This is a genomic window from Streptomyces pseudogriseolus (assembly GCA_002154585.1).
GTDB lineage: Bacteria > Actinomycetota > Actinomycetes > Streptomycetales > Streptomycetaceae > Streptomyces > Streptomyces pseudogriseolus.
The window spans coordinates 14,333-36,009 of sequence record MUNG01000022.1 but is presented as its reverse complement, the minus strand read 5'-3'; the positions used below and the strand labels follow the sequence as shown (position 1 = coordinate 36,009).

At 73.9% G+C, this 21,677-nt stretch carries 20 protein-coding genes; 8 read left to right on the top strand and 12 right to left on the bottom strand.

Features of this window, described 5'->3' with window-relative positions; all coding sequences use genetic code 11:
- The first annotated feature begins 18 nt into the window (after positions 1 to 18).
- Both CCN29_RS03655 and CCN29_RS03650 read left to right on the top strand, forming a co-directional pair.
- Entirely contained in the window at positions 19 to 1,047 is a 1,029-nt protein-coding gene (locus tag CCN29_RS03655) for a hypothetical protein (protein WP_100247934.1), read from the top strand.
- Between the two features lie 123 nt (positions 1,048 to 1,170).
- A complete protein-coding gene (locus CCN29_RS03650) occupies positions 1,171 to 2,556 on the top strand; it encodes a S1 family peptidase (RefSeq protein ID WP_031020792.1) in 1,386 nt (461 codons plus the stop codon).
- 57 nt (positions 2,557 to 2,613) lie between these two features.
- Here CCN29_RS03650 and CCN29_RS03645 read toward each other — a convergent pair whose 3' ends face one another.
- The 6 genes from CCN29_RS03645 to CCN29_RS03620 all read right to left on the bottom strand — a co-directional run bounded on the left by CCN29_RS03645 (position 2,614) and on the right by CCN29_RS03620 (position 7,525).
- Positions 2,614 to 2,799: a hypothetical protein gene (locus CCN29_RS03645; protein WP_006132937.1), complete on the bottom strand. Its 186-nt coding sequence runs from the start codon at positions 2,797 to 2,799 to the stop codon at positions 2,614 to 2,616.
- 188 nt (positions 2,800 to 2,987) lie between these two features.
- Positions 2,988 to 3,683 (bottom strand): L,D-transpeptidase family protein, encoded by a 696-nt coding sequence (locus CCN29_RS03640; RefSeq protein ID WP_086680003.1) that lies wholly within the window; start codon positions 3,681 to 3,683, stop codon positions 2,988 to 2,990.
- Positions 3,684 to 3,850: 167 nt separating this feature from the next.
- The gene (locus tag CCN29_RS03635) at positions 3,851 to 4,648 is read right to left on the bottom strand and encodes an SDR family NAD(P)-dependent oxidoreductase (RefSeq protein ID WP_006132935.1); all 798 of its coding nucleotides are present in this window, start codon (positions 4,646 to 4,648) and stop codon (positions 3,851 to 3,853) included.
- An 83-nt stretch (positions 4,649 to 4,731) separates the two neighbouring features.
- Positions 4,732 to 5,646 (bottom strand): SDR family oxidoreductase, encoded by a 915-nt coding sequence (locus CCN29_RS03630; protein ID WP_006132934.1) that lies wholly within the window; start codon positions 5,644 to 5,646, stop codon positions 4,732 to 4,734.
- A 164-nt stretch (positions 5,647 to 5,810) separates the two neighbouring features.
- Positions 5,811 to 6,440 (bottom strand): MBL fold metallo-hydrolase, encoded by a 630-nt coding sequence (locus CCN29_RS03625; RefSeq protein ID WP_006132933.1) that lies wholly within the window; start codon positions 6,438 to 6,440, stop codon positions 5,811 to 5,813.
- Positions 6,440 to 7,525 carry an S-(hydroxymethyl)mycothiol dehydrogenase gene (locus tag CCN29_RS03620; RefSeq protein WP_086680001.1) on the bottom strand — a complete coding sequence of 362 codons (1,086 nt, stop codon included), beginning with the start codon at positions 7,523 to 7,525 and terminating at the stop codon, positions 6,440 to 6,442. Before CCN29_RS03620 ends, CCN29_RS03625 begins: the two co-directional genes overlap by 1 nt.
- Before the next feature lie 142 nt (positions 7,526 to 7,667).
- On the opposite strand from CCN29_RS03620, the gene CCN29_RS03615 reads away from it, so the two are divergent.
- From CCN29_RS03615 to CCN29_RS03605, 3 genes are all read left to right on the top strand, one after another.
- Positions 7,668 to 9,422 (top strand): ABC transporter ATP-binding protein, encoded by a 1,755-nt coding sequence (locus CCN29_RS03615; protein ID WP_031020783.1) that lies wholly within the window; start codon positions 7,668 to 7,670, stop codon positions 9,420 to 9,422.
- Between the two features lie 135 nt (positions 9,423 to 9,557).
- The gene (locus tag CCN29_RS03610; protein WP_006132929.1) at positions 9,558 to 9,923 is read left to right on the top strand and encodes a nuclear transport factor 2 family protein; all 366 of its coding nucleotides are present in this window, start codon (positions 9,558 to 9,560) and stop codon (positions 9,921 to 9,923) included.
- A gap of 115 nt (positions 9,924 to 10,038) precedes the next feature.
- Positions 10,039 to 10,413, top strand: coding sequence for a nuclear transport factor 2 family protein (locus CCN29_RS03605; protein WP_006132928.1), 375 nt, complete (start codon positions 10,039 to 10,041; stop codon positions 10,411 to 10,413).
- Between the two features lie 7 nt (positions 10,414 to 10,420).
- Here the strand turns inward: CCN29_RS03605 and CCN29_RS03600 are convergent, their stop codons facing one another.
- Positions 10,421 to 11,101, bottom strand: coding sequence for a TetR/AcrR family transcriptional regulator (locus CCN29_RS03600; protein WP_006132927.1), 681 nt, complete (start codon positions 11,099 to 11,101; stop codon positions 10,421 to 10,423).
- Positions 11,102 to 11,273: 172 nt separating this feature from the next.
- On the opposite strand from CCN29_RS03600, the gene CCN29_RS03595 reads away from it, so the two are divergent.
- Positions 11,274 to 12,527, top strand: coding sequence for a YncE family protein (locus CCN29_RS03595; RefSeq protein ID WP_086679999.1), 1,254 nt, complete (start codon positions 11,274 to 11,276; stop codon positions 12,525 to 12,527).
- A gap of 193 nt (positions 12,528 to 12,720) precedes the next feature.
- Here CCN29_RS03595 and CCN29_RS03590 read toward each other — a convergent pair whose 3' ends face one another.
- From CCN29_RS03590 to CCN29_RS03575, 4 genes are all read right to left on the bottom strand, one after another.
- Positions 12,721 to 13,221, bottom strand: a complete 501-nt coding sequence (locus tag CCN29_RS03590; protein WP_031020781.1) for a metallophosphoesterase family protein — start codon at positions 13,219 to 13,221, stop codon at positions 12,721 to 12,723.
- Between the two features lie 113 nt (positions 13,222 to 13,334).
- Positions 13,335 to 13,514 (bottom strand): hypothetical protein, encoded by a 180-nt coding sequence (locus tag CCN29_RS03585; RefSeq protein WP_006132922.1) that lies wholly within the window; start codon positions 13,512 to 13,514, stop codon positions 13,335 to 13,337.
- 108 nt (positions 13,515 to 13,622) lie between these two features.
- Positions 13,623 to 14,042, bottom strand: coding sequence for a CBS domain-containing protein (locus tag CCN29_RS03580; RefSeq protein ID WP_006132920.1), 420 nt, complete (start codon positions 14,040 to 14,042; stop codon positions 13,623 to 13,625).
- 72 nt (positions 14,043 to 14,114) lie between these two features.
- Positions 14,115 to 16,562, bottom strand: a complete 2,448-nt coding sequence (locus CCN29_RS03575; protein WP_086679997.1) for a SpoIIE family protein phosphatase — start codon at positions 16,560 to 16,562, stop codon at positions 14,115 to 14,117.
- Between the two features lie 256 nt (positions 16,563 to 16,818).
- Between CCN29_RS03575 and CCN29_RS03570 the strand changes: the two genes are divergently transcribed.
- Entirely contained in the window at positions 16,819 to 18,945 is a 2,127-nt protein-coding gene (locus tag CCN29_RS03570) for a SpoIIE family protein phosphatase (RefSeq protein ID WP_031063182.1), read from the top strand.
- A 568-nt stretch (positions 18,946 to 19,513) separates the two neighbouring features.
- On the opposite strand, the gene CCN29_RS03565 is transcribed toward CCN29_RS03570, so the two are convergent.
- Positions 19,514 to 20,767: a S1 family peptidase gene (locus CCN29_RS03565; protein ID WP_086679996.1), complete on the bottom strand. Its 1,254-nt coding sequence runs from the start codon at positions 20,765 to 20,767 to the stop codon at positions 19,514 to 19,516.
- A gap of 577 nt (positions 20,768 to 21,344) precedes the next feature.
- On the opposite strand from CCN29_RS03565, the gene CCN29_RS03560 reads away from it, so the two are divergent.
- Positions 21,345 to 21,560 carry a hypothetical protein gene (locus tag CCN29_RS03560; RefSeq protein WP_006132914.1) on the top strand — a complete coding sequence of 72 codons (216 nt, stop codon included), beginning with the start codon at positions 21,345 to 21,347 and terminating at the stop codon, positions 21,558 to 21,560.
- Positions 21,561 to 21,677: the final 117 nt, after the last annotated feature.

Here is a 21,677-nt window from a genome sequence, read left to right as displayed (position 1 = left end):
CACGATAGGGGGCGTGGTGTGGACCCACATCGGAATTTCGGGCCGCCGCCCGGTGACGGCGACGGGGCGGTGCGGGAGGTCGCCTGCGACGAGTCGGGGTCGGACGGCGAGAACCTGACCGGCGGGAACACCGACGTGTTCGCGCACGCCGGTGTCCATGTCCCCGTGGCGGACGCGGCGGGCGCGCTGCGGGAGATCCGGGACCGGATCCGCTCCCCGGCGACCGAGTACAAGGCGACCCATCTGCTGCGGGAGAAGCACCGGGCGGTGCTGGAGTGGTTCCTCGCGCCGGGCGGGCCGCTGCACGGCGCGGCGCGCGTGCATCTCACCGAGAAGTCGTTCTTCGTGGTGGACCGGCTGGCCGCCGTGCTGCTCGACGACCGGGGCGCGGCGGCGGAGCTGTACCGCACGGTCCGTGACGTGCTGGGCGCGGACGACGGGCAGCGGTTCCTGGCCGTGGCGAACCGGCTGCTGCGCACCCGTAACGGGGCGGAGCCGGGGTCCTCGGTGCCGCTGTTCTTCACGACCCTGGACGAGCTGCGCCGGGTGCACGCCGGCACGGACGCGGGCCCGGTGCTGGAGCGGCTGGCGGCGGGGCGCGGGCGGGCCGAGGCCTACCGGGCGGGGCTGTTGGAAGGCCCTGCGGTGCGCATCCCGGTCCTCAACCCGCTGCTCCCGGCGATCGTCGCCACGGCGGCGTACTGGAGCGGGCCCGGGCGGCGGCCGGTGCGGCTGGTGCACGACCGGCAGAACCTGCTGACGCCCGAGCGCATCGCGTGGATCGAGGAGACCGCCCGCCGGTCCGGGGTGGCGCTGGCGGAGGTGCGGCTGGTCGTCGCGCGGGACGACCCGCGGGTGCAGCTGGCGGACTTCCTCGCCGGCATCGCGCGCAAGGCGGCCGGTGACGCGCTGCGCGGCAGCGGCGACGCGGGGCTCACGGCGCTGCTGCGTCCCTACGTGGACCCGGCGTCGGTGTGGGGCGACGGCCGTACGGCGCCGGCGCTGGGCCTGTCCGTGCCCAACTCCTCGATGCGCGCGGCCCGCTGAGCCGAACGGCGTCCGGTCCGCGCTGAACACGGCGGGCTCCGGGGCCGTATGGACAGGGGGCGCTCTGCTCGAGGGAGGCCCCCGCGGTGCGCGCACCGCGCTGTCGAGGTTCTGGAGCCATGCATGAGGCACGCACGACGACGGGTGGTCCGGCGAGTGACACGGCTGGCGGCCGTCGGCGGACTCCTGCTGGGCGGCACGATGGTCACGCACGCCGTGGCGAGCGAGCCCGGCACGCCCGACGCCGTCCCCTTCTCCACCGCCTCCCCCGGGGACGGGGCCGCGGCCGGTCCGGGCGCCGCCCTGGTGCAGCGGCTCGGCACGTCCCGCACGGCGGGCACCTGGGTCGGCGAGGACGGCCGGACGGTCGTCGCGGTCACCGACCAGGAGGCGGCCGAGGAGGTGCGGGCCGCGGGCGCCGAGCCGAAGATGGTGCGGCACAGCATGGACGACTTCGACTCCGCGACGAGGACGCTGAGTTCGGCGCCGCGGGTGCCCGGCACGGCCTGGCTGAAGGACTACCGGTCCAACCAGGTGGTGGTGCGCGGGGACAGCACGGTGTCCGCGGACGACTGGTCGTCGCTCACCGACGTGGCCGACGGCATCGGCGACTTCGTGCGGATGGAGCGGGTCGAGGGGGCCTTCACCACCCGCCTGGCCGGCGGGCTGCCCGTGCTGTCGACGGCGGGCCGCTGCTCGGCCGGGTTCAACGTCACCGACGGGGAGCGGGAGTTCATCCTCACCGCCGGGCACTGCGGGCCGCAGGGGTCGGTGTGGTTCTCCGACAGCGGGGCCCGGCAGAAGGTCGGCACCACCGTCGGAGGCAGCTTCCCGGGCGACGACTACTCGCTGATCGCGTACGACGGCGGCAAGGCGGGTGACAACGCCGGGGTGGTCGCGGTGGGCGGCAACAAGGGCGTGCGGATCACCGGGGTGGCCGACCCGACGGTGGGGCAGCGGATCTTCCGCAGCGGCAGCACCAGCGGGCTGCGCGACGGGGAGGTGACCGCGCTGGACGTGACGGTCAACTACCCGGAGGGCACGGTCGGCGGGCTGATCGAGTCGGACGTGTGCGCGGAGCCCGGGGACAGCGGCGGGCCGATGTTCTCCGAGGGGATCGCGCTCGGCGTCACCTCCGGCGGCAGCGGCGACTGCCGCTCGGGCGGCATCACGTACTTCCAGCCGGTGACGAAGGCGCTGGCGGACCTGGACCTGAAGATGATCGTGGCGCCCGGGGCGGAGGGCGGGGGCGGGAGCCCCTCCCCGGCGCCGTCGCAGGCGCAGGGCGTGACGGCGCCGGACGCGGCCACGCCGGGGTCCTCGACGCCGGTGCGGGGCATCCTGCCGGACCCGTCGACGCTGGTGTCGCGGCTGGCCGACCCGCGGAACGTGGGTCCGGGGCTGCTGGTGATGGGCGGCAGCCTGGTCGCGCTGGTGGCGTCGCGGTGGATCAGGGCCGAGCAGGACCGCAAGGCGTACCGCAGGCAGTACTCGGCGACCTGGGGGTGAGACGGTGAGGGCACCCGTGGGGTCACGGGTGCCCGATCGTGATGCCGAGGCCGGTCGTCAGGCCGCCGTGGCCGCCTGCGGGAGGGCCGAGGCCCACTCCTGGACCAGGCGCTGGTACTCCTCGCGCTGTTCGACGCTGAGTGTCCCGCCCGACCGGAGCCACAGGGCCCGGATCTCCTCGTTGACCTCGGCAGCCGATCGCTCGGAGGAGGGTTCAACACTGGTGGACATGCCGTGAAGCATACGTCCCCCGACGTGAAGACGCTGTGAGTAATCGCACGCTCATCGGGCATTTCGGACAGTGTCGCTGATCACGTCCATCTGCCGTACAACGTGGGCGAGTTCACACTCCTGAGGGAACCCCTCGGGAACCCCCCGAGGGCCTTGCGGGGACGCGGGAGCGCCCGGCCCGTGGGCCGGGCGCCGGGGGCTCAGGTGCCCGGCTTGCGGCCGTACACGTAGACGTCGTCGCCCTTCTTCAGCAGCGACCAGTACTTCTTGGCGGCGGTCTTCGTCATGTTGACGCAGCCGTGGGAGCCGGGCGGGTTCCACATGCTGACGCCCACCGAGTGGAACGCCTGGCCGCCGTCGAAGAACTGGCTGTAGGGCATCGGCACGTCGTAGATGGTCGAGACGTGGTCGATGTTGCGCCAGTAGATCTTCTTCAGGCCGGTGCGGGTCTCGTAGCCGTTGCGCCCGGTGCGGACCGGGACAGGGCCGTAGACGAGCTTCTTGCCGTCCTGGATCCAGCTCAGCTGGAGGGTGAGGTTGACGCAGGCGATGCGCCCCTTGTTGGTGGGGCATTTGCCCGCCTTGTTCGGGTTCTTCCCGACGGCCTTCTGCTTGTTCATCAGGTCCATCACGCCCCAGGTCACAGGGCCGGCGTAGCCGATGTTGGGCCGGATGCCGTGCTTGTTCTGGAAGGCCCTGATGGCCTTGCAGTCGGCGGCGGACTGCTTGCTGTCGACCGGGCGGCCGAGGAACTTCTCGACCTTCTTCTGGTACGGCCCCGCCGACGTGGTGCAACTGGCGGCCTGCGCCGGCGTCGCGCCGAGCGCGAGGGTGAGCGGAGCCACCAGAGCGGTGACCCCCAGGGCGACGACACCCCGTCTGCGTATGTCCCCCATGGTCGTTCTGCCTTTCCCGCGGAAACGTGCGCTGGCCCGCGCACTCTGCCAGGTAGACGGCGAACGGGGGAAATCGGTTGTACGCGCGACCGGACCGTTATGTCCGACACGGCGGGCACCCCGGGCGTGAGTCGTGTCACGCGCCGCCACCCGGGGTGCGGGGCGGGTCACCGCCCGTCGTGGTCCATGGTCCGGTGGAAGCCGTTGTTGACGGCCGTGATGCCGCCGTCGACGACCAGGGTGGCGCCGGTGATCCAGGCGGCGTCCCGGGAGGCGAGGAAGGTCACGGCCGCGGCGATGTCCTCCGGCTCGCCGACCCGGCGCAGGGGGTACACCTCGGAGATCGCCGCCAGGTCGTCGGAGCGGCCGTCCCAGGCGCGGGTGCGGACCGTGCCGGGCGCGACGAGGTTGACCCGGACGCCCCGGGGGCCCGCGTGCCCGGCGAGGGTGCGGGTGAGGGAGATCAGGCCCGCCTTGGCGGCGCTGTAGGCGTGGTTGCCGAAGTCCTGGAGCCCGTTGACCGAGCCGACGGTGACGATCGCGCCCCGCCCGGACGCCTCCAGGTGCGCGAGGGCGGCGCGGCAGCAGCGGTAGGCGCCGGTGAGGGTGACGTCCAGGTCCGCCGCCCACTCCTCCTCCGGCTCGTCCTCGAAGCGGGGCGCGTCCGGGGTGCAGTGCGCGGCGTTGTTCACCAGCACGTCCAGCGAGCCGAAGCGGCGCACGGCGTGGGCCACCGCCGCCTCCACCGACGCCCGGTCGGCCACGTCACAGGCGACGGCCTCCACCGCGAGTCCCCGCCCACGCAGGCGCGCCGCCGTGCGCTCCCCCGCCTCCGGGTCGGCGTCCGCGATCAGGACGCCCGCGCCCTCCTCGGCGAACCGTGCCGCGGTGGCGGCGCCGATGCCGCGCGCCGCCCCCGTGATCAGAACCCCGTACCCCGCGAATCGCCCTGTGTCCGTCGTCATGGGGCGACGGTGCCGCCGCGACGATCACCACGGCAAGTGCTTTTCGCCCCGCCCGCGCCGAGTCCGGCCGGCGCCCCGGTGGGTCAGCGGTAGCCGGTGACGTCGGCCGGGCGGCCCGCGTCCTGCACCTCGACCATGTAGCGCCAGGCGTCGGGACGGCTGCCGTCGAGGTCGGTGAAGCCGTACTCCTGGGCGACGCCCCCGCTGGACAGGGACGCGCCGTTGAAGCGGGCCACGCCGGGGTCGGCGGCGAGCGCGGCGACGGCGCGGCCCACGTAGCGCGGGGTCTCGGAGATGGCGAAGTGCGGCTCCTTCTCCAGCGCGTCGCGCCAGTTGTCCTCCCGCACCCCGAACTCGTCGAGCATGATCTCCGACCGCATCCAGCCGGGGGTGAGGGCGACGGCCGTGGCGCCGCGCGGGCCGAGCTCCTGGCCGAGGGCGAACGCCATGCGCAGCACCGAGGACTTGGCGAGGTCGTAGAAGAAGGAGACCCGGTAGTGGTCGCGGTTGTAGTCCGCGGTGCCGTCGGTGAGCTCGACGACCAGTCCGCCGGGGCGGCGCAGCAGCAGCGGCAGTGCGTGGTGGCTGGTGATCGCGTGGGTCTCCACCGCCAGGCGCAGCAGCCGCAGTCCCTTGTCGAGGTCGTGCTCCCAGACGGGCGCCTCCCAGTCGAAGAGCTTCTCGCCGCCCCAGATGTCGTTGACCAGGACGTCGAGGCGGCCCTGCTCGGCGTCGATCCGGTCGACGAGCGTCTTCACCTGCGCCGGGTCCAGGTGGTCGGTGGGCACGGCGATGCCCCGGCCGCCCGCCTCGGTGACCAGGTCGGCGGTGTCCTCGATCGTCTCGGGCCGGTCGTACTCGGAGCGGCGGGCGCGGGTGCTGCGGCCGGTGACGTACACCGTGGCGCCCGCCGCGCCGAGTTCCACGGCGATGCCCCGTCCGGCTCCCCGGGTCGCCCCGGCCACCAGCGCGACCTTGTCCCGCAACGGCTGTGTCATGTTCTCCGGCCTTCCGTGCACGTGTTTCCGTCCGTCGACGAAGATCTTCTCGGGTAAGCCGGACATCCTCTGTCGCCTTTTCCGTGAAGATCATCCGGCACGTTCCCGGGTTCACCCGGGCGCGCCCGGACGCCGGTGCGTCCGGGCGCGTGGAGAGGTTCCGCTCAGTGGCCCCGGGCGATCCACTCGTCCAGGTGCGGGGCCTCGGCGCCGATGGTGGTCGGGTCGCCGTGGCCGGTGAGCACCTTGGTCTCCGGCGGCAAGGTGAGCAGCCGGTCCCGGATGGAGTCGATGATCGTCGGGAAGTGCGAGAAGGAGCGGCCGGTGGCGCCGGGGCCGCCCTGGAAGAGGGTGTCGCCGGTGAACACGGTCGCGAGTCCGGGGTCGTACAGGCAGACCGCGCCCGGCGCGTGGCCCGGGGTGTGCAGCACGGTGAGGTCGGCGCCGCCGGCCTCGATGACCTGCCCGTCGGCCAGCCAGGCGTCGGGGTCCCGGTCGGGGTGGGTCTGCTTCCACAGCGCCAGGTCGTCGGGGTGCAGCCAGATGGTGGCGCCGGTGCGCTCGGCGAGGGCGGGGGCGGCGTCGATGTGGTCGTTGTGGGCGTGGGTGCACACGATGGCGGTCAGACGCCGGTCGCCCACCGCCTCGGCGATGGCGTCGGCATCGTGGGCGGCGTCGATGACGACGGCCTCGTGGTCGTCGCCCACGATCCACACGTTGTTGTCGACGTCCCAGGTGCCGCCGTCGAGGCTGAACTGGCCCGAGGTGACGAGGCGTTCGATGCGGGCGGCCATCAGAGCACCACCACCGAACGCAGCACGTCGCCCTGGTGCATCCGCTCGAAGGCCTTCTCCACCTCGTCCAGCTGGATGGTCTCGGTGACGAACGCGCCGAGGTCCAGGCGGCCCTGGAGGTGGAGGTCGATCAGCATCGGGAAGTCGCGGGACGGCAGACAGTCGCCGTACCAGGAGGACTTGAGGGCGCCGCCGCGGCCGAAGACGTCGAGCAGCGGCAGTTCGATCTTCATGTCCGGGGTGGGGACGCCGACCAGGACGACGGTGCCGGCCAGGTCGCGGGCGTAGAACGCCTGCCGGTACGTCTCGGGGCGGCCGACGGCCTCGATGACGACGTCGGCGCCGAAGCCGCCGGTGAGCTCCCGGATCGCCTCGACCGGGTCGGTCGTACGGGAGTTGACGGTGTGGGTGGCGCCCATGGAGCGGGCGGTCTCCAGCTTGCGGTCGTCGATGTCGACGGCGATGATCCTCGCCGCGCCGGCCAGCCGGGAGCCGGCGATCGCCGCGTCGCCGACGCCGCCGCAGCCGATGACGGCGACCGAGTCGCCCCGGCCCACGTTGCCGGTGTTGATCGCGGCGCCGATGCCGGCCATCACGCCGCAGCCGAGCAGTCCGGCGACCTGCGGGGCGACGGCCGGGTCGACCTTCGTGCACTGCCCGGCGGCCACCAGGGTCTTCTCCGCGAAGGCCCCGATGCCGAGCGCCGGGGACAGCTCGGTGCCGTCGGTCAACGTCATTTTCTGCTTCGCGTTGTGGGTGGCGAAGCAGTACCAGGGGCGTCCGCGCAGACAGGCGCGGCAATTGCCGCACACGGCACGCCAGTTGAGGATCACGAAGTCGCCGGGCGCCACGTCGGTGACGTCGTCGCCCACCGACTCGACGACGCCCGCGGCCTCGTGGCCGAGGAGGAAGGGGAAGTCGTCGTTGATGCCGCCCTGTTTGTAGTGCAGGTCCGTGTGGCACACCCCGCAGGCCTGGACGCGTACGACCGCCTCGCCGGGTCCCGGGTCGGGTACGACGATCGTCTCGATCCGTACCGGCTCGTCCTTGCCGGGTGCGATCACGCCGCGTACTTCCTGCGCCATGCTGCTGACTCCTTCGTCGGCCGGGTCCGTCTCCCCCGTCGTCCCCGACCCTACGCGGGAATGATCGGCTCCGCCGCCCACCGTGCGGTGCGTCCGCCCCGGCGACGTAGCCTGAACATCCGTCCGATGCCGAGGGGGGCATGTGAGCATCACCGAGGACCGGTCCGACCCGCCCGCCTGGCGGCTGCTGCTGTCGTACGTACGGCCGCACCGCTGGGCGCTGCTGGGCGGCGCGCTGCTGTCGCTGGCGACCGGCGCTACGGGGCTGGCGCTGCCGCTGGTGGCCCGGCAGCTGATCGACGACCTCGCGCACGACCGTGCCGTCACCGGGGCGCTGCTGCTGATGTCGGCGCTGGTGATCGGCAACACGGTGCTGGGCGCGGTGGGTTCGTACGTGTTGCGGCGTGCGGCGGAGTCGGTGGTGCTGGGGGCGCGGCGCACGCTGTCGTCGTATCTGCTGCGGCTGCGGATCGCCGCCGTGGACCGGACCGAGCCGGGTGATCTGATGGCCCGCGTCACCTCCGACACCACGCTGCTGCGGGAGGTGACCACCGACTCGCTGATCGGGCTGGGCACGGGCGGGCTGACGCTGGTCGCCACCGTGGCGCTGATGGGGTACGTGGAGCCGGTGCTGCTGGCGGTCACGCTGGGCGTGCTGGCGCTGGCCGGGGTGCTGCTCGGGGTGGTCGTGCCGCGGATCCGGCGGGCGTCGAAGCAGGCGCAGGACGCGGTGGGCGTGATGGGGGCGTCGCTGGAGCGGGTGCTGGGGGCGCTGCGCACGGTGAAGGCGTCCGGGGCCGAGCCGCGGGAGGAGCGGGCGCTGCACGACGCGGCGCGCGAGTCGTGGCGGATGAGCGTGCGGGCCGCCAAGTGGTCGGCCGCGGCGGGCAACACGGCGGGGCTCGCGATGCAGCTCGCGTTCATCACGGTGCTGGCGGTGGGCGGGGCGCGGGTGGCGACGGGCGCCGTCGACATCGGGACGCTGGTGGCGTTCCTGCTGTTCGTGTTCTACCTGATGTCGCCGATCTCGCAGGTCGTCGGCGCGGTCACGCAGTACCAGGCGGGCAGCGCCGCGCTCGCCCGGATCCAGGAGGCGCTGCGGCTGCCCGCCGAACCGGCGGCGCCGCCCGCCGCGTTGCCGTCGCCCGGCGCCGCGCCCGCGGCCGTCGCCTTCGCGGACGTGCGGTTCCGCTACGCCGACGACCTGCCGTACGTCCACCACGGGGTGACGTTCACCGTGCCGGCGCAGGGGCTGACGGCGTTCGTCGGCCCGTCGGGCGCGGGCAAGACCACGGTGTTCTCCCTGATCGAGCGGTTCTACGACCCCGAGTCGGGTGTGATCACGGTCGACGGCCGCGACCTCGCGCACTGGGACCTGCCGGAGCTGCGGGCGGCGATCGGGTACGTCGAGCAGGACGCGCCCGTGCTGTCGGGTTCCCTGCGGGACAACCTGCTGCTGGGCAACCCGGACGCGGACGAGGGGACGCTGACGCGCGTGCTGAAGACGACACGGCTCGACGGTCTGGTCGCCCGGCTGCCGGACGGGCTCGACACCCTGGTCGGCCATCGCGGCACCAAGCTGTCCGGCGGCGAGCGCCAGCGGGTGGCCATCGCCCGCGCCCTGCTCCGCCGCCCGCGCCTGCTGCTGCTCGACGAGGCGACGTCCCAGCTCGACGCGGTGAACGAGGCGGCGCTGCGGGACACCGTGGCGGACGTCGCCCGCACCACGACGGTGCTGGTGGTCGCCCACCGCCTGTCCACGGTGACGGCGGCGGACCGCATCGTGGTGATGGACGCGGGCCGGGTCCGCGCGGTCGGCACGCACCGGGAACTGGTCGCCGCCGACCCGTTGTACGCGGAGCTGGCGGCCACGCAGTTCCTGGCGACGGCGGGCTGAGCGGGGCGGGGCGCGGTGCCGCTCCCCCGCCGGCCGGGCGTCGGGCTTGCCCCGGGCGGGCCTCGGGAGGAGGCTCGTAGGTGAGGCCCGAGGGCCCGGTTCCGTGGGCCGGGGCCTTCGAGGAGGTGGGTCATCATGACGACCGCGGCACAGCCCGTGTTCGGCACCGACACCTTGCGCCGGGGCGTCGAGGCGGACACCCCGGAGATCCTGAAGTCGCTCTACGCGGACGACGCGGAGCTGCGCGTCGTGGACCACGTCAGCGGGCCGAGCCACCCGAAGGTGCTGCACGGCAAGGACGAGATCGCCGCCATGCTGGACGACGTCTACAGCCGCGACATGACGCACGCGCTGGAGGCGTGCGTGGTGCAGGGCGATCACGCCGCCTACTGCGAGAGCTGCCGCTACGCGGACGGCATGCGGGTGCTCTCGGAGTCCATGCTGACACTGCGCGACGGCAAGATCACGGGGCAGGTGCTGATCCAGGCCTGGGACGAGTGACATCGCAGACCGGCGACCGGTTCGTCGGCGAGGGCGCGCAGCCCGACCGTGTCCTCGCCGGCCGGTCACCCCCGGACCCGGGCCGGGGCGTGAGCCGGGCTGGTATGACTGGGGCATGCATGCAGACGCCGCCCGGTCGGCCATCGACACGTTCGTCTCGGCCTTCAACGCCTCCGACGATGCCTACGTGACCTCGCTGCTGTCACAGGCGCTCACCTCGGACGTGGTCCTCTGGGGACCGCTCGGCCGCAGTGAGGGCATTGAGGCGGTCGAGCGGTTCGTGCTGGACATCCGGCGGCATCCGGCCGGGCCGGGCACGATGGTGCGCTGCTCGGGGGTGGACATGCCCGACGAGTGGGCGCGGTACCGGTGGGTGTTCACCACTCCGGGTGGTGGTCCCCGGCTCGCCGGGACGGATGTCGTCCATCTCCGGCGGGGGCTGATCGACCAGATGATCGTCTTCGCGGGGGACCTCGCGCCGGCCGGCTGACGCGCCGTCAGGCGGGCCGCTCCGGCGTCCCCGGCCGCTCCGCCGTCCCCGCAGGGCGGAGGATCGCCAGGAGCTGGCGGACCAGTTCGTCCACGACCTCGTCGAGGGTGGCCTCGACCCACCCCGCGTTCCAGTCGTGCAGCAGGCCGTTGACGCTGCCGATGAAGCCGGTCGCGGCGAGGCGGTGGTCGCGGGGCGCGGCATCGCCGCGGGCGACGGCGGCGTCGGCCTCGGCGCAGATCAGGTCGACCCAGCGGGCGCGGCGGGCCAGCCGCTGTTGCTCCAGGCGCGGGCTCACCCCGATGATCTCGACGAACGCGATGCGGATGCGGCGCGGGTCGCGGGTGACGTCGGCGGCGTAGGCGCGGAAGATCGCGGTGGCGCGCTCGGCGAGCGGGGCGTCCGCCGTCTCGGCCGCGGCGGCGAGCACGGCCGCCTCGGCCCAGTCGTTGACCTGGAGGTGCAGCGCGGCGAGGACGTCCTCCAGGGTGCGGAACTCCTCGTAGAACTGGCGGGTGGAGAGCCCGGCGGCCTCGCTGAGGGCGGCGACGGTGGTGGCGCGGTAGCCGGGGCCCGCGCCGAAGAGTTCGAGGGCTGCGTCGAGGAAGCGCCGGCGCCGCTCGGCCTTCCGCTCCTCGGCGGACTTCCCGGCGTACCGGCCGCTCGGTGCGCTCAGTCTGCCCGCCACCGGTTCTCCTCTCCCCGCGCCCGGCAATCTTGTCGTGTCCGCGGTCTTGTGGAGAACCCCCGACCGTCCCTACTTTTCAGTAAGTTCAATCTGAAAGCACGCCTGTTCAGATTCCCCTCCCCTCGTTTGGCATGTCCCGATCATGGAGCCCCACCGCAGAGGAGACCCCGCCATGCCGATCCGCAGCAGGCATCTGTGCACCCTCGCCGCCGCCGTCGCCCTGACCCTCACCGCCCCCGGCGCCGTCGCGGGCGCCGCCGGACAGACCCCCTCCGCGGACCTGCGGGAGGTGCTGTTCGTGGGCAACAACTGGGACGGCACCGCCGACGTCATCGAGTCCGGCGGCGACTTCGGGCGGATCGGCCGGATCGACGTGATCCCCGACAAGGACCGGCGGATGGCCGAGATCAACGCCAACCCGATCCGCTGGATCTACTTCATGGCCATCCGCAACACCGTCGGCGAGGGCCACGACCAGTTCGTCGACGACATGTACTCCACCCCGGACGGCACCTCGGTGGTGGTCTCCCGGCCCAGCTTCGCGGACGTCGTCTCCCTCGACCTGGCCACCGGACGGGTCAACTGGCGCTTCCCGGTGTCCGGTTACCGCTCGGACCACATGGCGGTCTCCCCCGACGGCACGCGCGTCGCCGTCTCCGCCTCGACGTCCAACACCGTGCACGTCCTGGACATCGAGACCGGCGAGGAGGCCGGCCGCTTCACCACGGGCGACAAGCCGCACGAGAACGTGTTCAGCCGCGACGGCCGGTACATCTGGAACATGTCCATCGGCGAGGTGAACACCGACCTGGACGCGCCCTGGCTGGACTGGACGAAGGGCGACCGCAAGATCACCGTCACCGACGCCCGGACGTTCCGGCAGGTCAAGGTGATCGACATGCGGGAGCGGCTGGACGCGGCCGGCTTCGCGGAGTACTCCGACGCGGTCCGCCCCGCCGCCTTCTCCCCCGACGAGTCGAAGCTGTACTTCCAGGTGTCGTTCTTCAACGGCTTCTTCGAGTACGACGTCGCCACCGACCGGATCAGCCGCGTCAAGACCCTGCCGAAGAACCCGGACACCAGCGAGGACCGCACCACCTGGGTCAACGACTCGCGCCACCACGGCATCACCATGAAGCCCGACGGCGCCAAGCTGTGCGTGGCGGGCACCATGGACGACTACGCGACCGTCGTCGACCGCGACACCTTCGAGCACGGCCCGCTGGTCCCCGTCTCCAAGCCGTACTGGGCGACCGTCAGCGGCGACGGGGAGTCCTGCGTGGTCTCCGAGAGCGGCGCCGACCGGGTCACCGCGATCGACTTCACGACCGGCGGGAAGACCGTGTCCGTCCCGGTCGGCGACCACCCGCAGCGGGTGCGTCTCGGGCACGTGAAGGAGGGCTGGACCGGCCCGTCGGCCGGCTGAGCCGCCCCCGCGGCGCCGGCGGCCCGCCGGCGCCGGAACGCCGGGAAGAGAAATCCCGCACGAGGTGTGTGAGCCTCGCGGGTCCGGGTAGTCGCCACGTATCACCTCCGATCGCTGGAAGGAGGTCCGTGGAAGAGTCGCATCCACTCGCAGCGCCCGGGCCGTTTCCACCGAGGCGAAGCGGCCCGGACCGTCAGCGCGGCGGCAGCCGGTGGAGGGCCACCTCCGTGAGCCGGCCGTCGGTGATCGCGGCGGTCATATAGGTGCAGTGGGGCTGCCGGCGGCGATCCGTCGGGGACCCCGGATTGAGCAGACGAAGTCCCGTGGGAGCCGTGGTGTCCCACGGGATGTGACTGTGTCCGAACACGAGCACGTCCAGGTCCGGGAAGCGAGCGGCGCACCGCTTCTCCCGCCCCTGCGCCGGGCCCGTCTCGTGGATCACCCCGAGGCGCAGCCCGCCGAGCTCCGCGCGGGCCACCTCCGGCAGCCGGGCGCGCAGCGCGGGGCCGTCGTTGTTGCCGTACACGGCGAGGAGCGAGCGGCTGCGGCTCTCCAGCAGGTCGAGGGTGTCGGTGTCGACCCAGTCCCCCGCGTGCACGACGACGTCGGCGCGGGGGATCTCCTCCAGCAGCGGCCCGGGGAGCCGCTTGGCGCGTTTCGGCAGATGGGTGTCGGACATCAGAAGCAGACGCACGGTTCGAGCCTAGACGCCGGGTGCGGTGACGGGCGCGTACACGCCGCCGGGCCGCGCACCCTGGGAATGCGGGCCCGGTGACGGCGACGGGGCGGTGTGGCCCCCCGCGGGGGTCAGTCCTCGCCCCGCACGATGTTCTCCTCGGCCCAGGCGGCCGGGGCGGCCGGCGTGGTGGGCCGGCCGACCGCCGGAAGGCAGGTCCGCAGCGGCTCCTGGCCGCGCAGTCGCCGTGCGCGGGCCCAGCCGGTCTCCGGACGCCGGGTCCGGGGGGTGTCGGTGCTCTTCGTGATCACGTCACATCATCTTCCTTCCACGGTCACCGGCGGGCCGGGTCCCCGGCGCCGGGCCGGTCAAACCCCGCGCTGCGGAAGATGCACGACTCGCTTGAGGACAAGGCCACTTCACGTGTGCGGGCGGGCGACGGCGATGTCGGCGAGGGCGGAGTCCGGGTCGCGCTCCATCGCCACGTCCCCCAACGACAGGACGCCGACGGCGTGTTCGCCGTCGACCACCGGGACGCGGCGCACGGCGTGTTCCCGCATCAGCCGCACCGCGAGGTCCAGCTCGTCGTCGGGCCGTACGGTCACCAGGTCCTCGCTGCACGCGCGGACGACGGTGGTCTCCTCCGGGTCGACGCCCTCGGCGACCGAACGCACCACCAGGTCCCGGTCGGTGACCAGCCCCCGCAGCCGGCCGTCGTCGGTCACCAGCACCGCGCCGAGGTCGTGGTCCCGCATGAGGCGGGCGGCCTGCGCGACGGAGGTCTGCGGTCCTACGGTCACCGGCGCGGCGGTCATGATGTCGCGGACGTACTGGGTCATGGCGTACCCCTTCCCTCGCCTGTCTCGATGTGGCCGACCGGGTACCCGCCGGAGGGCGGTCCCTGCCACCCGTCAGCGCCGTACGGTGAACTCCGCCCAGACCTGTTTGCCGCCGCTGACCGGCAGGGTGCCCCAGGCCGCCGACACCGCCTCGACGAGGAGGATGCCGCGGCCCCCGGTGGCCTCCCAGCCGATGCTGGTGGGCCGCACCGGCGAGCGCGGCGAGGCGTCCGCGACGGCGAGGCGCAGCCGGTCACCGATCAGGGTGAGGTCGAGGCGGACCTTGCCGTCGGTGTGCACCAGGGCGTTGGTGACCAGCTCGGACACGGCGAGCAGCGGTGCGTCGATCTCCTCGGTGACGCCCCAGGAGCGCAGGGTGCGCCGGGTGAAGCGGCGGGCGTGGCCGACCGCCTGCGGGACCCGCCACACGGTCCAGCTCTCCCGCAGCGGGCGGGTGTCCATGCCGTCGTAGCGCATCAGCAGCAGCGCCACGTCGTCGCTGCGGAGCGCCTTGCCGAGCAGGGCGTCCGCGACCGGCCCGAGGTCGGCGGGGTCGGAGGCGGCCACCTGCCGGGCGAACCGCTCCATGCCCGCGTCGATGTCCGAGTCGGGCGTCTCGACCAGGCCGTCCGTGGTGAGCGCGACCAGCGTGCCCGGCTGGAGGCGCAGCGGGCTCATGGGGAAGTCGCACTGCCGCACCACCCCGAGCGGCGGGCCGCCCTCCGCCTCCGCGATCTCGGTGCGCCCGTCCGGGTGGCGCAGCACCGGCGGCAGATGCCCGGCGCGCACGCACCAGGCGGCGCCCGCCTCCATGTCGACGTCGACGTAGGCGCAGGTGGCGAAGAGGTCGGTCTCCAGGTCGACGAGGAGCCGGTTGGCGTGGGAGACCACCACGTCCGGGGGATGTCCCTCGACCGCGTAGGCGCGCAGGGCGGTGCGCATCTGCCCCATGAGGGTGGCGGCGCCGGCGCTGTGGCCCTGCACGTCCCCGATGACGAGGGCGACGTGGTTGTCGGGCAGCGGGATGACGTCGTACCAGTCGCCGCCGAGTTCCAGCCCCGCGGTGCTGGGCAGATAGCGGGCGACGGCGACCGCGCCCGGCAGCCGGGGCAGCCGGCGTGGCAGCAGCTGCCGCTGGAGCATGCCGACCAGCTCGTGCTCGGCGTCGAAGGCGCGGGCCCGGGTCAGGGCCTGCCCGGCCAGGTTGGCGGCGGCGGTGAGCAGGGTGCGCTCGTCCGCGCCGATCTCGTGCGGGGCGTCCCAGCCGACGAGGCAGGCGCCGGCCATGCGGTTGCCGGCGGGCAGCGGCAGCACGGCCAGGCCGCCCGGGCCCACCTCGGCGAGGGCCGGTTCGAGCGGGGAGCCGGCCGGCCATGTCGCGGGGCGGCCCTCGCGCAGCGCCGAGGCCAGCGTCGGCATGGTGCGCACCGGGGCGTCGGGCCACTCGGTGCGCCACTCCGACCGCCACACCTGCGGCCAGGCCTCCGGCTCGGGCGGGTCGAGGACGGTGACGACCAGCCGGTCGCTCTCCAGCTCGGCGAGCGCGATCCGGTCGGCGCGCAGCGGGCGGCGCAGCGCGGCGACCACGGCCTTGCCGACGTCCCGCACGGTGACGGCGGTGGACAGGGCGGCGGCCAGGCGCTGCACCCGGGCCACGTCCGTGACGTCGGCGCGCAGCGAGGAGGCGTCGGCGACGGTGCCGACGAGGCGGGCCGGGTGTCCCTCGCCGCCGTGCTCCAGCCGGCCGCGCAGCCGGAGCCACCGGGGGGATCCGGCGGGCTGGAGCACCCGGAACTCCAGCTCGCGGTCGCCGATGGTCATGTGGTCGGCCTCCACCACGGACATCAGCGAGGGCAGGTCCTCCGGGACGGCGAGGCCCAGCAGCGTCTCCACCCGCCCGTCGAAGTCGTCCGGGTCGAGTCCGAACAGGTCCAGGACGTCGTCGTGCACGCGGAGGCGGCCGGTGTCCATGGCGAGGGTGAAGCCGCCCGGCGGCAGGTCCGCGCCCTCGGCGGTGACGGGCGGCGCGGGGAAGGCGACGGCGTCGGCGACGAGGGCGAGGCACGTCCGGTCGTCGGCGTCGAAGCCGCCGGGCCGCTCGCTCACCGCGAGCAGACAGCCGCCGCCGTCGTGGCGCACGGGCAGGGCGGCGAGGTGGAACTCGCGGCGGGGCGTGCGCCGCGACTGGGACTGGGCGGCCAGGTCCTTCGGGCCGAGCCACACCGCCCGCCCGCGGTGCGCCTCGGCGACCGGGCCGCGGCCGGCCGCGGAGTAGCAGTCGCGCACCCCGCACAGGGTGCGCGGCACCCCGGCGGACTCCGCCAGGCACAGCAGCTCGCCGTCCTCGCCGAGGGTGTAGAAGCCGGCGAAGGCGGCCCCGGCGAAGACCAGGGCCTGCTCCAGGATGCGGCGCAGCCGGTCGGGCGCCTGGGGGTCGGCCGCGAGCGCGCCCAGGGCGCCTTCGGCGCGCAGCGTTCTCGTGCTGCGTCCCGCAGCGCCCTCACCGACCACGTTGGCCATTACAGCGCCAAAGGGACACGGGCGCAGCCCCTGTGCGCGAACGGCGCGCGGCCGGGGCGCGCCGCTGTCCGCACGGGGTGTGCGCCCGGCGCGCGGTTCGGGGCGCCCGCGACTGCGCCGGGTGTGCCTGCCCGCGACGGTGCGTGACCGGGTCCCGCCGGACGTCGCGGGGTCCGCCGGGGCCGGGGCCTGGCGAGCCTCACGGCCGCGGATCGGGGTACGTGCAGGGTGCGGCCCGAGCGAGGAGGTGGTCGGCATGTCCGAGGGACAGGCCTCCGCGCGCACGCGCGCCCCCGTCGGCCGTCCGCTGCTGTCGCTGACGCTCGCGGCGCTGATGGACGAGGTCCACGCCCACTCCGGCGCCGTGTACCTCCTCTCCCCGGACCAGCCCGTCCTGGAGATGGCGGTGATGGCCGGGCTGCCCCGCGCCTTCGCCGCGCCGTGGGAGCGCATCGGGCTGAGCGCGCCGATCCCCGTCTCCGCCGCGGTGCGCGAACGGCGGCTGGTGTGGGTGGCCGGCGAGGAGGAGATGGCGCTCCGCTACCCCCGGATCGCCATGGTCCTCCCCTATCCCTTCGCCCTGGCCGCGCTGCCGGTGGCGACGCCGGCGAAGACGTACGGCGCGGTCTTCGTGACCTGGCCGGGCTCGCACCCGCCGGAGCTGTCCGACTGGGAGCGCGAGCACCTGACCGCGGTCTGCGACCGGCTCGCGGTGCGGCTCGAGCGGGCCGCCGAGCACAGCCTGCCGCTCGCGCCCGAGCCGGACCTGCTGGCCGCGCCGGTGGTGGGCGGGGTGGCCGGGTCGCTGGGCACGGTGGAGGCGGCCCGGATGGTGGCCCGGCTGCCGTACGGGCTGTGCTCGCTCGATCTGCACGGGCGGGTCGCGTTCGCCAACGCCGCCGCGTCCGAACTGCTGGGCGTCGCGTCGGACGGGCTGCTGGACCGGCACCTGTGGGCGGCGGTGCCGTGGCTGAACGACCCGGTGTACGAGGACCGGTACCGGGCGGCGCTGTTCAGCCAGCACGTCACGTCGTTCGTCGCGCTGCGGCCGCCCGACACCTGGCTGTCCTTCCGGCTGTACCCGAGCACCACCGGCCTCAGCATGCGGATCAGCAGGGCGCGCGCGGTGACGGAGATGAACCGTGCGGCTCCCCCGCCGGGTGCGGCCCGGGACCGGCTGGTGACCATCACCCAGGTGCTGGGCCTCGCCGGTGCGCTGACCGAGGCGGTCGGGGTGCAGGACGTGGTGCAGCTGGTCGCGGACGAGATCGTGCCGGCGGTGGGCGGCCAGGGCCTGGTGGTCCTCGGCTCCCGCGCGGGCCGGCTGCGCGTCCTCGGACACCGCGGGTACGCGGACCCGCAGGTCGTCGAGCGGTTCGACGGGCTGCCGCTGTCCGAGCCGACTCCGGGCGGCCAGGTGCTGCGCACCGGCGTGCCCGCCTTCTTCGAGTCGCGGGAGGAACTGGAGCGGCTGTACCCGGCGCTGCAGACACACCCCTCGGAGTTCTCGGCGTGGGCGTACTTGCCGCTGATCGCCTCGGGCCGCCCGGTCGGGACGTGCGTGCTGTCGTACGGGGCGCCGCACCGGTTCGCGACGGAGGAGCGGGCGGTGCTGACCAGTCTGGCGGGGCTGATCGCCCAGGCGCTGGAGCGGGCGATGCTCTACGACGTCAAGCACCGGCTCGCGCACGGGCTCCAGGAGGCCCTGCTGCCGCACACCCTGCCGGCGCTGGACGGGATCGAGGCCGCCGCCCGGTACCTGCCCGCCACCCGGGGCATGGAGATCGGCGGCGACTTCTACGACCTGGTGCCGACGCAGGGGGTGGCCGCGGCGGTGATCGGGGACGTGCAGGGGCACAACGTGACGGCGGCCGGGCTGATGGGGCAGGTGCGCACGGCGGTACACGCCTACACGGCCGTGGGGCAGGCCCCGGACGAGGTGATGCGCAGCACCAACCGGCTGCTGCTGGACCTGGGCGCCGAGCTGTTCGCGAGCTGCCTGTACCTGCGGCTCGACCCTTCGCGGGGGCGGGCCGTGATGTCCCGGGCCGGGCATCCGCCCCCGCTGCTGCGCCGCCCCGACGGCCGGGTGCGGGTGCTGGACCTGGCGGGCGGGCCGCTGCTGGGCATCGACGGCGCGGCGGCCTACCCGTCGACGGAGGTGGCGCTGCCGCCCGGATCGCTGCTGGTGCTGTACACCGACGGTCTGGTGGAGTCGCCGGGCGTCGACTTCGAGGACGCGCTCGCCGAGCTGTGCCGGCGGCTGGGCGAGCTGGGGGATCTGCCGCTGGACGACCTCGCGGACGCGCTGGTCCGCCACGGCCCGCACGCGGCGGACCGGCTGGACGACACGGCGGTGCTGTTGCTCAAAGCTGCGCGCTGAGGGGGACGGGCACCGGGGTGCGGGGGTCTGTCGCACCCCGGGTGCGGCCGGCACGCGGCCGCTCGCGCAGTTCCCCGCGCCCCTTAAGGGCGCTCCGCGCCCGGACGGCCACCGAGGTGCCGGGGACTGTTGCACGCCGGGTGCAGGCCGTACGGGGCCGGGCGCGCAGTTCCCCGCGCCCCTGAGGCGCCTGCCGCCTGCGGGCAGTCGTGCCTCCCCCAGTGCCTTGAGGGCCTGGGAGGTACCCCCAGGGCGATGGGGGTACCTCCCGCTCGAGCGAAGCCGAGAGTGGGGGAGGGTGGGTGCAGGCGGCACCCCTCCAGCGGGCCCGCGCCCCACTCCCGTACGGCCACCGAGGTGCCGGGGACTGTTGCACGCCGGGTGCAGGCACCTCGTGGCTGGGCGCGCAGTTCCCCGCGCCCCTGAAGGGCGCTCCGCGCCCGGACGGCCACCGAGGTGCCGATGACTGTCGCACGCCGGGTGCAGGCCGTACGGGGCCGGGCGCGCAGTTCCCCGCGCCCCTTGAGGCGCCTGCCGTGGACGGGCGGTGTTCCTGACCCGCGCAGGGTCAGTGCGTCCGGGTCAGTCCCGAGTGGCGGTCGGAGCCCATGTCCGACTGTTCCTGGACGCCCTGGTCGCCACCCGCACCGTCCTGCTCGGCCCCGGCGTCCTGGCCGTCGGCCTGATCACCGGCGGCCGCGCCGCCACCGTCACCCAGCGTCGCACCGACCGCCTCCAACGCCGTGGTGACAGGCTGGAAGAACGTCTCGCCGCCCACCGTGCAGTCGCCGCTGCCGCCGGAGGTCAGGCCGATGGCCAGACCGTCCTGGGTGAACAGCGAGCCCCCGCTGTCGCCGGGCTCGGCGCACACGTCGGTCTGGATGAGTCCGGTGACCGTGCCCTCGGGGTAGTTCACCGTGGCGTCGAGGCCGAGCACCTGCCCGTCGGCGAGGCCGGTGGTGCTGCCCATGCGGAACACCTGCTGGCCGACGGTGGCCTCCGCGGCCTGGACGATCGGGACGGTCTGCCCGCCGACGTTCACCTCGCTCGGGGCTTCGGTGGCCGGGTCGTCGTACCTGACGAGCGCGAAGTCGCCGTCGCCGGGGAACAGCGCCTGGTCGACCGTGGCGATCGGCTCGCCGCCCTGCTGGTCGGACCACGCGTCGCCGGCGGCGGCGCAGTGTCCGGCGGTGAGGAACGCCGGGCTGCCGTCGCCCGCGGTGACGTTGAAGCCGAGCGAACAGCGGGCGCCGCCCGCGAAGATGGCGTCGCCGCCGGACACGAAGGTGCGGAAGGTGCCCTCGGACTTCTTGAGGGTGGCCATGCCGGAGCCGAGGCTCTCGACGGTGGACTCCAGCCGGTCCCACTTGTCGCCGGTGACCGTGCTGTCCGCGGTGACGAGGATCTTGTTGGTGCGCGGGTCGACCGCCCAGGACGTGCCGGGGATGGTCGCCTCCGACTTCAACGTGCCCGCACCGGCCTGGAGTTCGGCCATGCTGTTGTCGACCTCGCGCACCTCCGCGCCCGCGCTGCGGACCTTCAGGGCCATGTCGCCCTCGCCGCGCACCACGTTGACGACGAGCCGCTTGTCCTCGCCGTCGTACCAGGCGCCCGCGTAGGCGTCACCGAGCGTGCCGGCGAGCCGGGCGGCGAGGTCGGAGGCGTCGCCCGCCTTCAGGGTCCTGGGCGCTGCCGCGGCGTCGTCCGGCGCGCCGTCCTGGGAGGCGTTGGCGCTGGGGAGCAGGATCGCGGCGGCGCCGAGGGCCACCACACCGCCCACCGCTATCGCGGCCTTGCGCTTCGGGATTCGCTTGTGACTCAAACTTCTCGACCTCCTGTGGGGGACCGGAGTCGTGCCGCCGTCCGGCGGCGGCTGTTCGGGGCGCCTGGACGGTCGTTGGTACGCAAGGGAGTTGAGGAGTGTTCAACGCGGTCCGCGGTGCTCACCGTGCGCCACGGAACACACACGCTCCGTGCCCGGCCCCGGCCCGAATCCCGGCTTCGGCGAATCTGCACAGCGACTGCCCAACCCGGTCACCTGACCCGCCGTCCGTTCACAGGGCGCCCATCCGGGACACGCCTTTGCGGCCGGTGTGTCGGATTCCGGCCAGGGGGGCGCAAGTGGCCGGATGCGTCGATGCGGTGGCCCATGTGAAGAACTCGCCCCCGAGCCGTGCCCTCGTCTGCACGCTTGGGGGCCTTGTGGACGCAAGTTGCCTGGTGAGGCGGGTGAGGGATTGGAAGCGGCCGGTGGCCGCGTGCTTTGATCCATCGCACCGCAAGGCCGTTCCGGGCTCCCGGCGACGGGCGCTCGGAGCGCCCGCGGTCGCGGCCTTCATCTGTCCCCAGAGGGGGGCCGCTCCCCCCTTGTGAAAGTCCATACGAAGGGAAGTTCCATCATGAACTCCACCCCCCAGGTCGAGACCGTCGAGATCTCCGACACCGAGCTCGACGCCGTCTCCGGCGGTCTGTCCGTGAACGCCGTGAACACCCTCACCGGTGCCCTGGACAGCATCGCCCCGGTTTCCGGCCTGGTCGACACGGCCGTCGGCACCGTCGAGGGTGTCACCGGCCTGAACACGGCCCCGGTCACCAACCTGGTCGCCGGTCTCTGATCGCGCCCTTGTTCCGCCGAGTCCCGGAGCCGTTCCCCGGCTCCGGGACTCTGTGGTGCGTCCACAGCCCCACCCGGTCCGCGGGCCCCGCGGACCGAGGCGTCCCTTCCGTCACGT

Bases quoted from the DNA above. Each gene is read 5' to 3' on its own strand.
- CCN29_RS03650 (WP_031020792.1), top strand. From the start codon at position 1,171: ATGAGGCACGCACGACGACGGGTGGTCCGGCGAGTGACACGGCTGGCG.
- CCN29_RS03645 (WP_006132937.1), bottom strand. From the start codon at position 2,799: ATGCTTCACGGCATGTCCACCAGTGTTGAACCCTCCTCCGAGCGATCG.
- CCN29_RS03640 (WP_086680003.1), bottom strand. From the start codon at position 3,683: ATGGGGGACATACGCAGACGGGGTGTCGTCGCCCTGGGGGTCACCGCT.
- CCN29_RS03635 (WP_006132935.1), bottom strand. From the start codon at position 4,648: ATGACGACGGACACAGGGCGATTCGCGGGGTACGGGGTTCTGATCACG.
- CCN29_RS03630 (WP_006132934.1), bottom strand. From the start codon at position 5,646: ATGACACAGCCGTTGCGGGACAAGGTCGCGCTGGTGGCCGGGGCGACC.
- CCN29_RS03625 (WP_006132933.1), bottom strand. From the start codon at position 6,440: ATGGCCGCCCGCATCGAACGCCTCGTCACCTCGGGCCAGTTCAGCCTC.
- CCN29_RS03620 (WP_086680001.1), bottom strand. From the start codon at position 7,525: ATGGCGCAGGAAGTACGCGGCGTGATCGCACCCGGCAAGGACGAGCCG.
- CCN29_RS03610 (WP_006132929.1), top strand. From the start codon at position 9,558: ATGACGACCGCGGCACAGCCCGTGTTCGGCACCGACACCTTGCGCCGG.
- CCN29_RS03605 (WP_006132928.1), top strand. From the start codon at position 10,039: ATGCATGCAGACGCCGCCCGGTCGGCCATCGACACGTTCGTCTCGGCC.
- CCN29_RS03595 (WP_086679999.1), top strand. From the start codon at position 11,274: ATGCCGATCCGCAGCAGGCATCTGTGCACCCTCGCCGCCGCCGTCGCC.
- CCN29_RS03580 (WP_006132920.1), bottom strand. From the start codon at position 14,042: ATGACCCAGTACGTCCGCGACATCATGACCGCCGCGCCGGTGACCGTA.
- CCN29_RS03575 (WP_086679997.1), bottom strand. From the start codon at position 16,562: ATGGCCAACGTGGTCGGTGAGGGCGCTGCGGGACGCAGCACGAGAACG.
- CCN29_RS03570 (WP_031063182.1), top strand. From the start codon at position 16,819: ATGTCCGAGGGACAGGCCTCCGCGCGCACGCGCGCCCCCGTCGGCCGT.
- CCN29_RS03560 (WP_006132914.1), top strand. From the start codon at position 21,345: ATGAACTCCACCCCCCAGGTCGAGACCGTCGAGATCTCCGACACCGAG.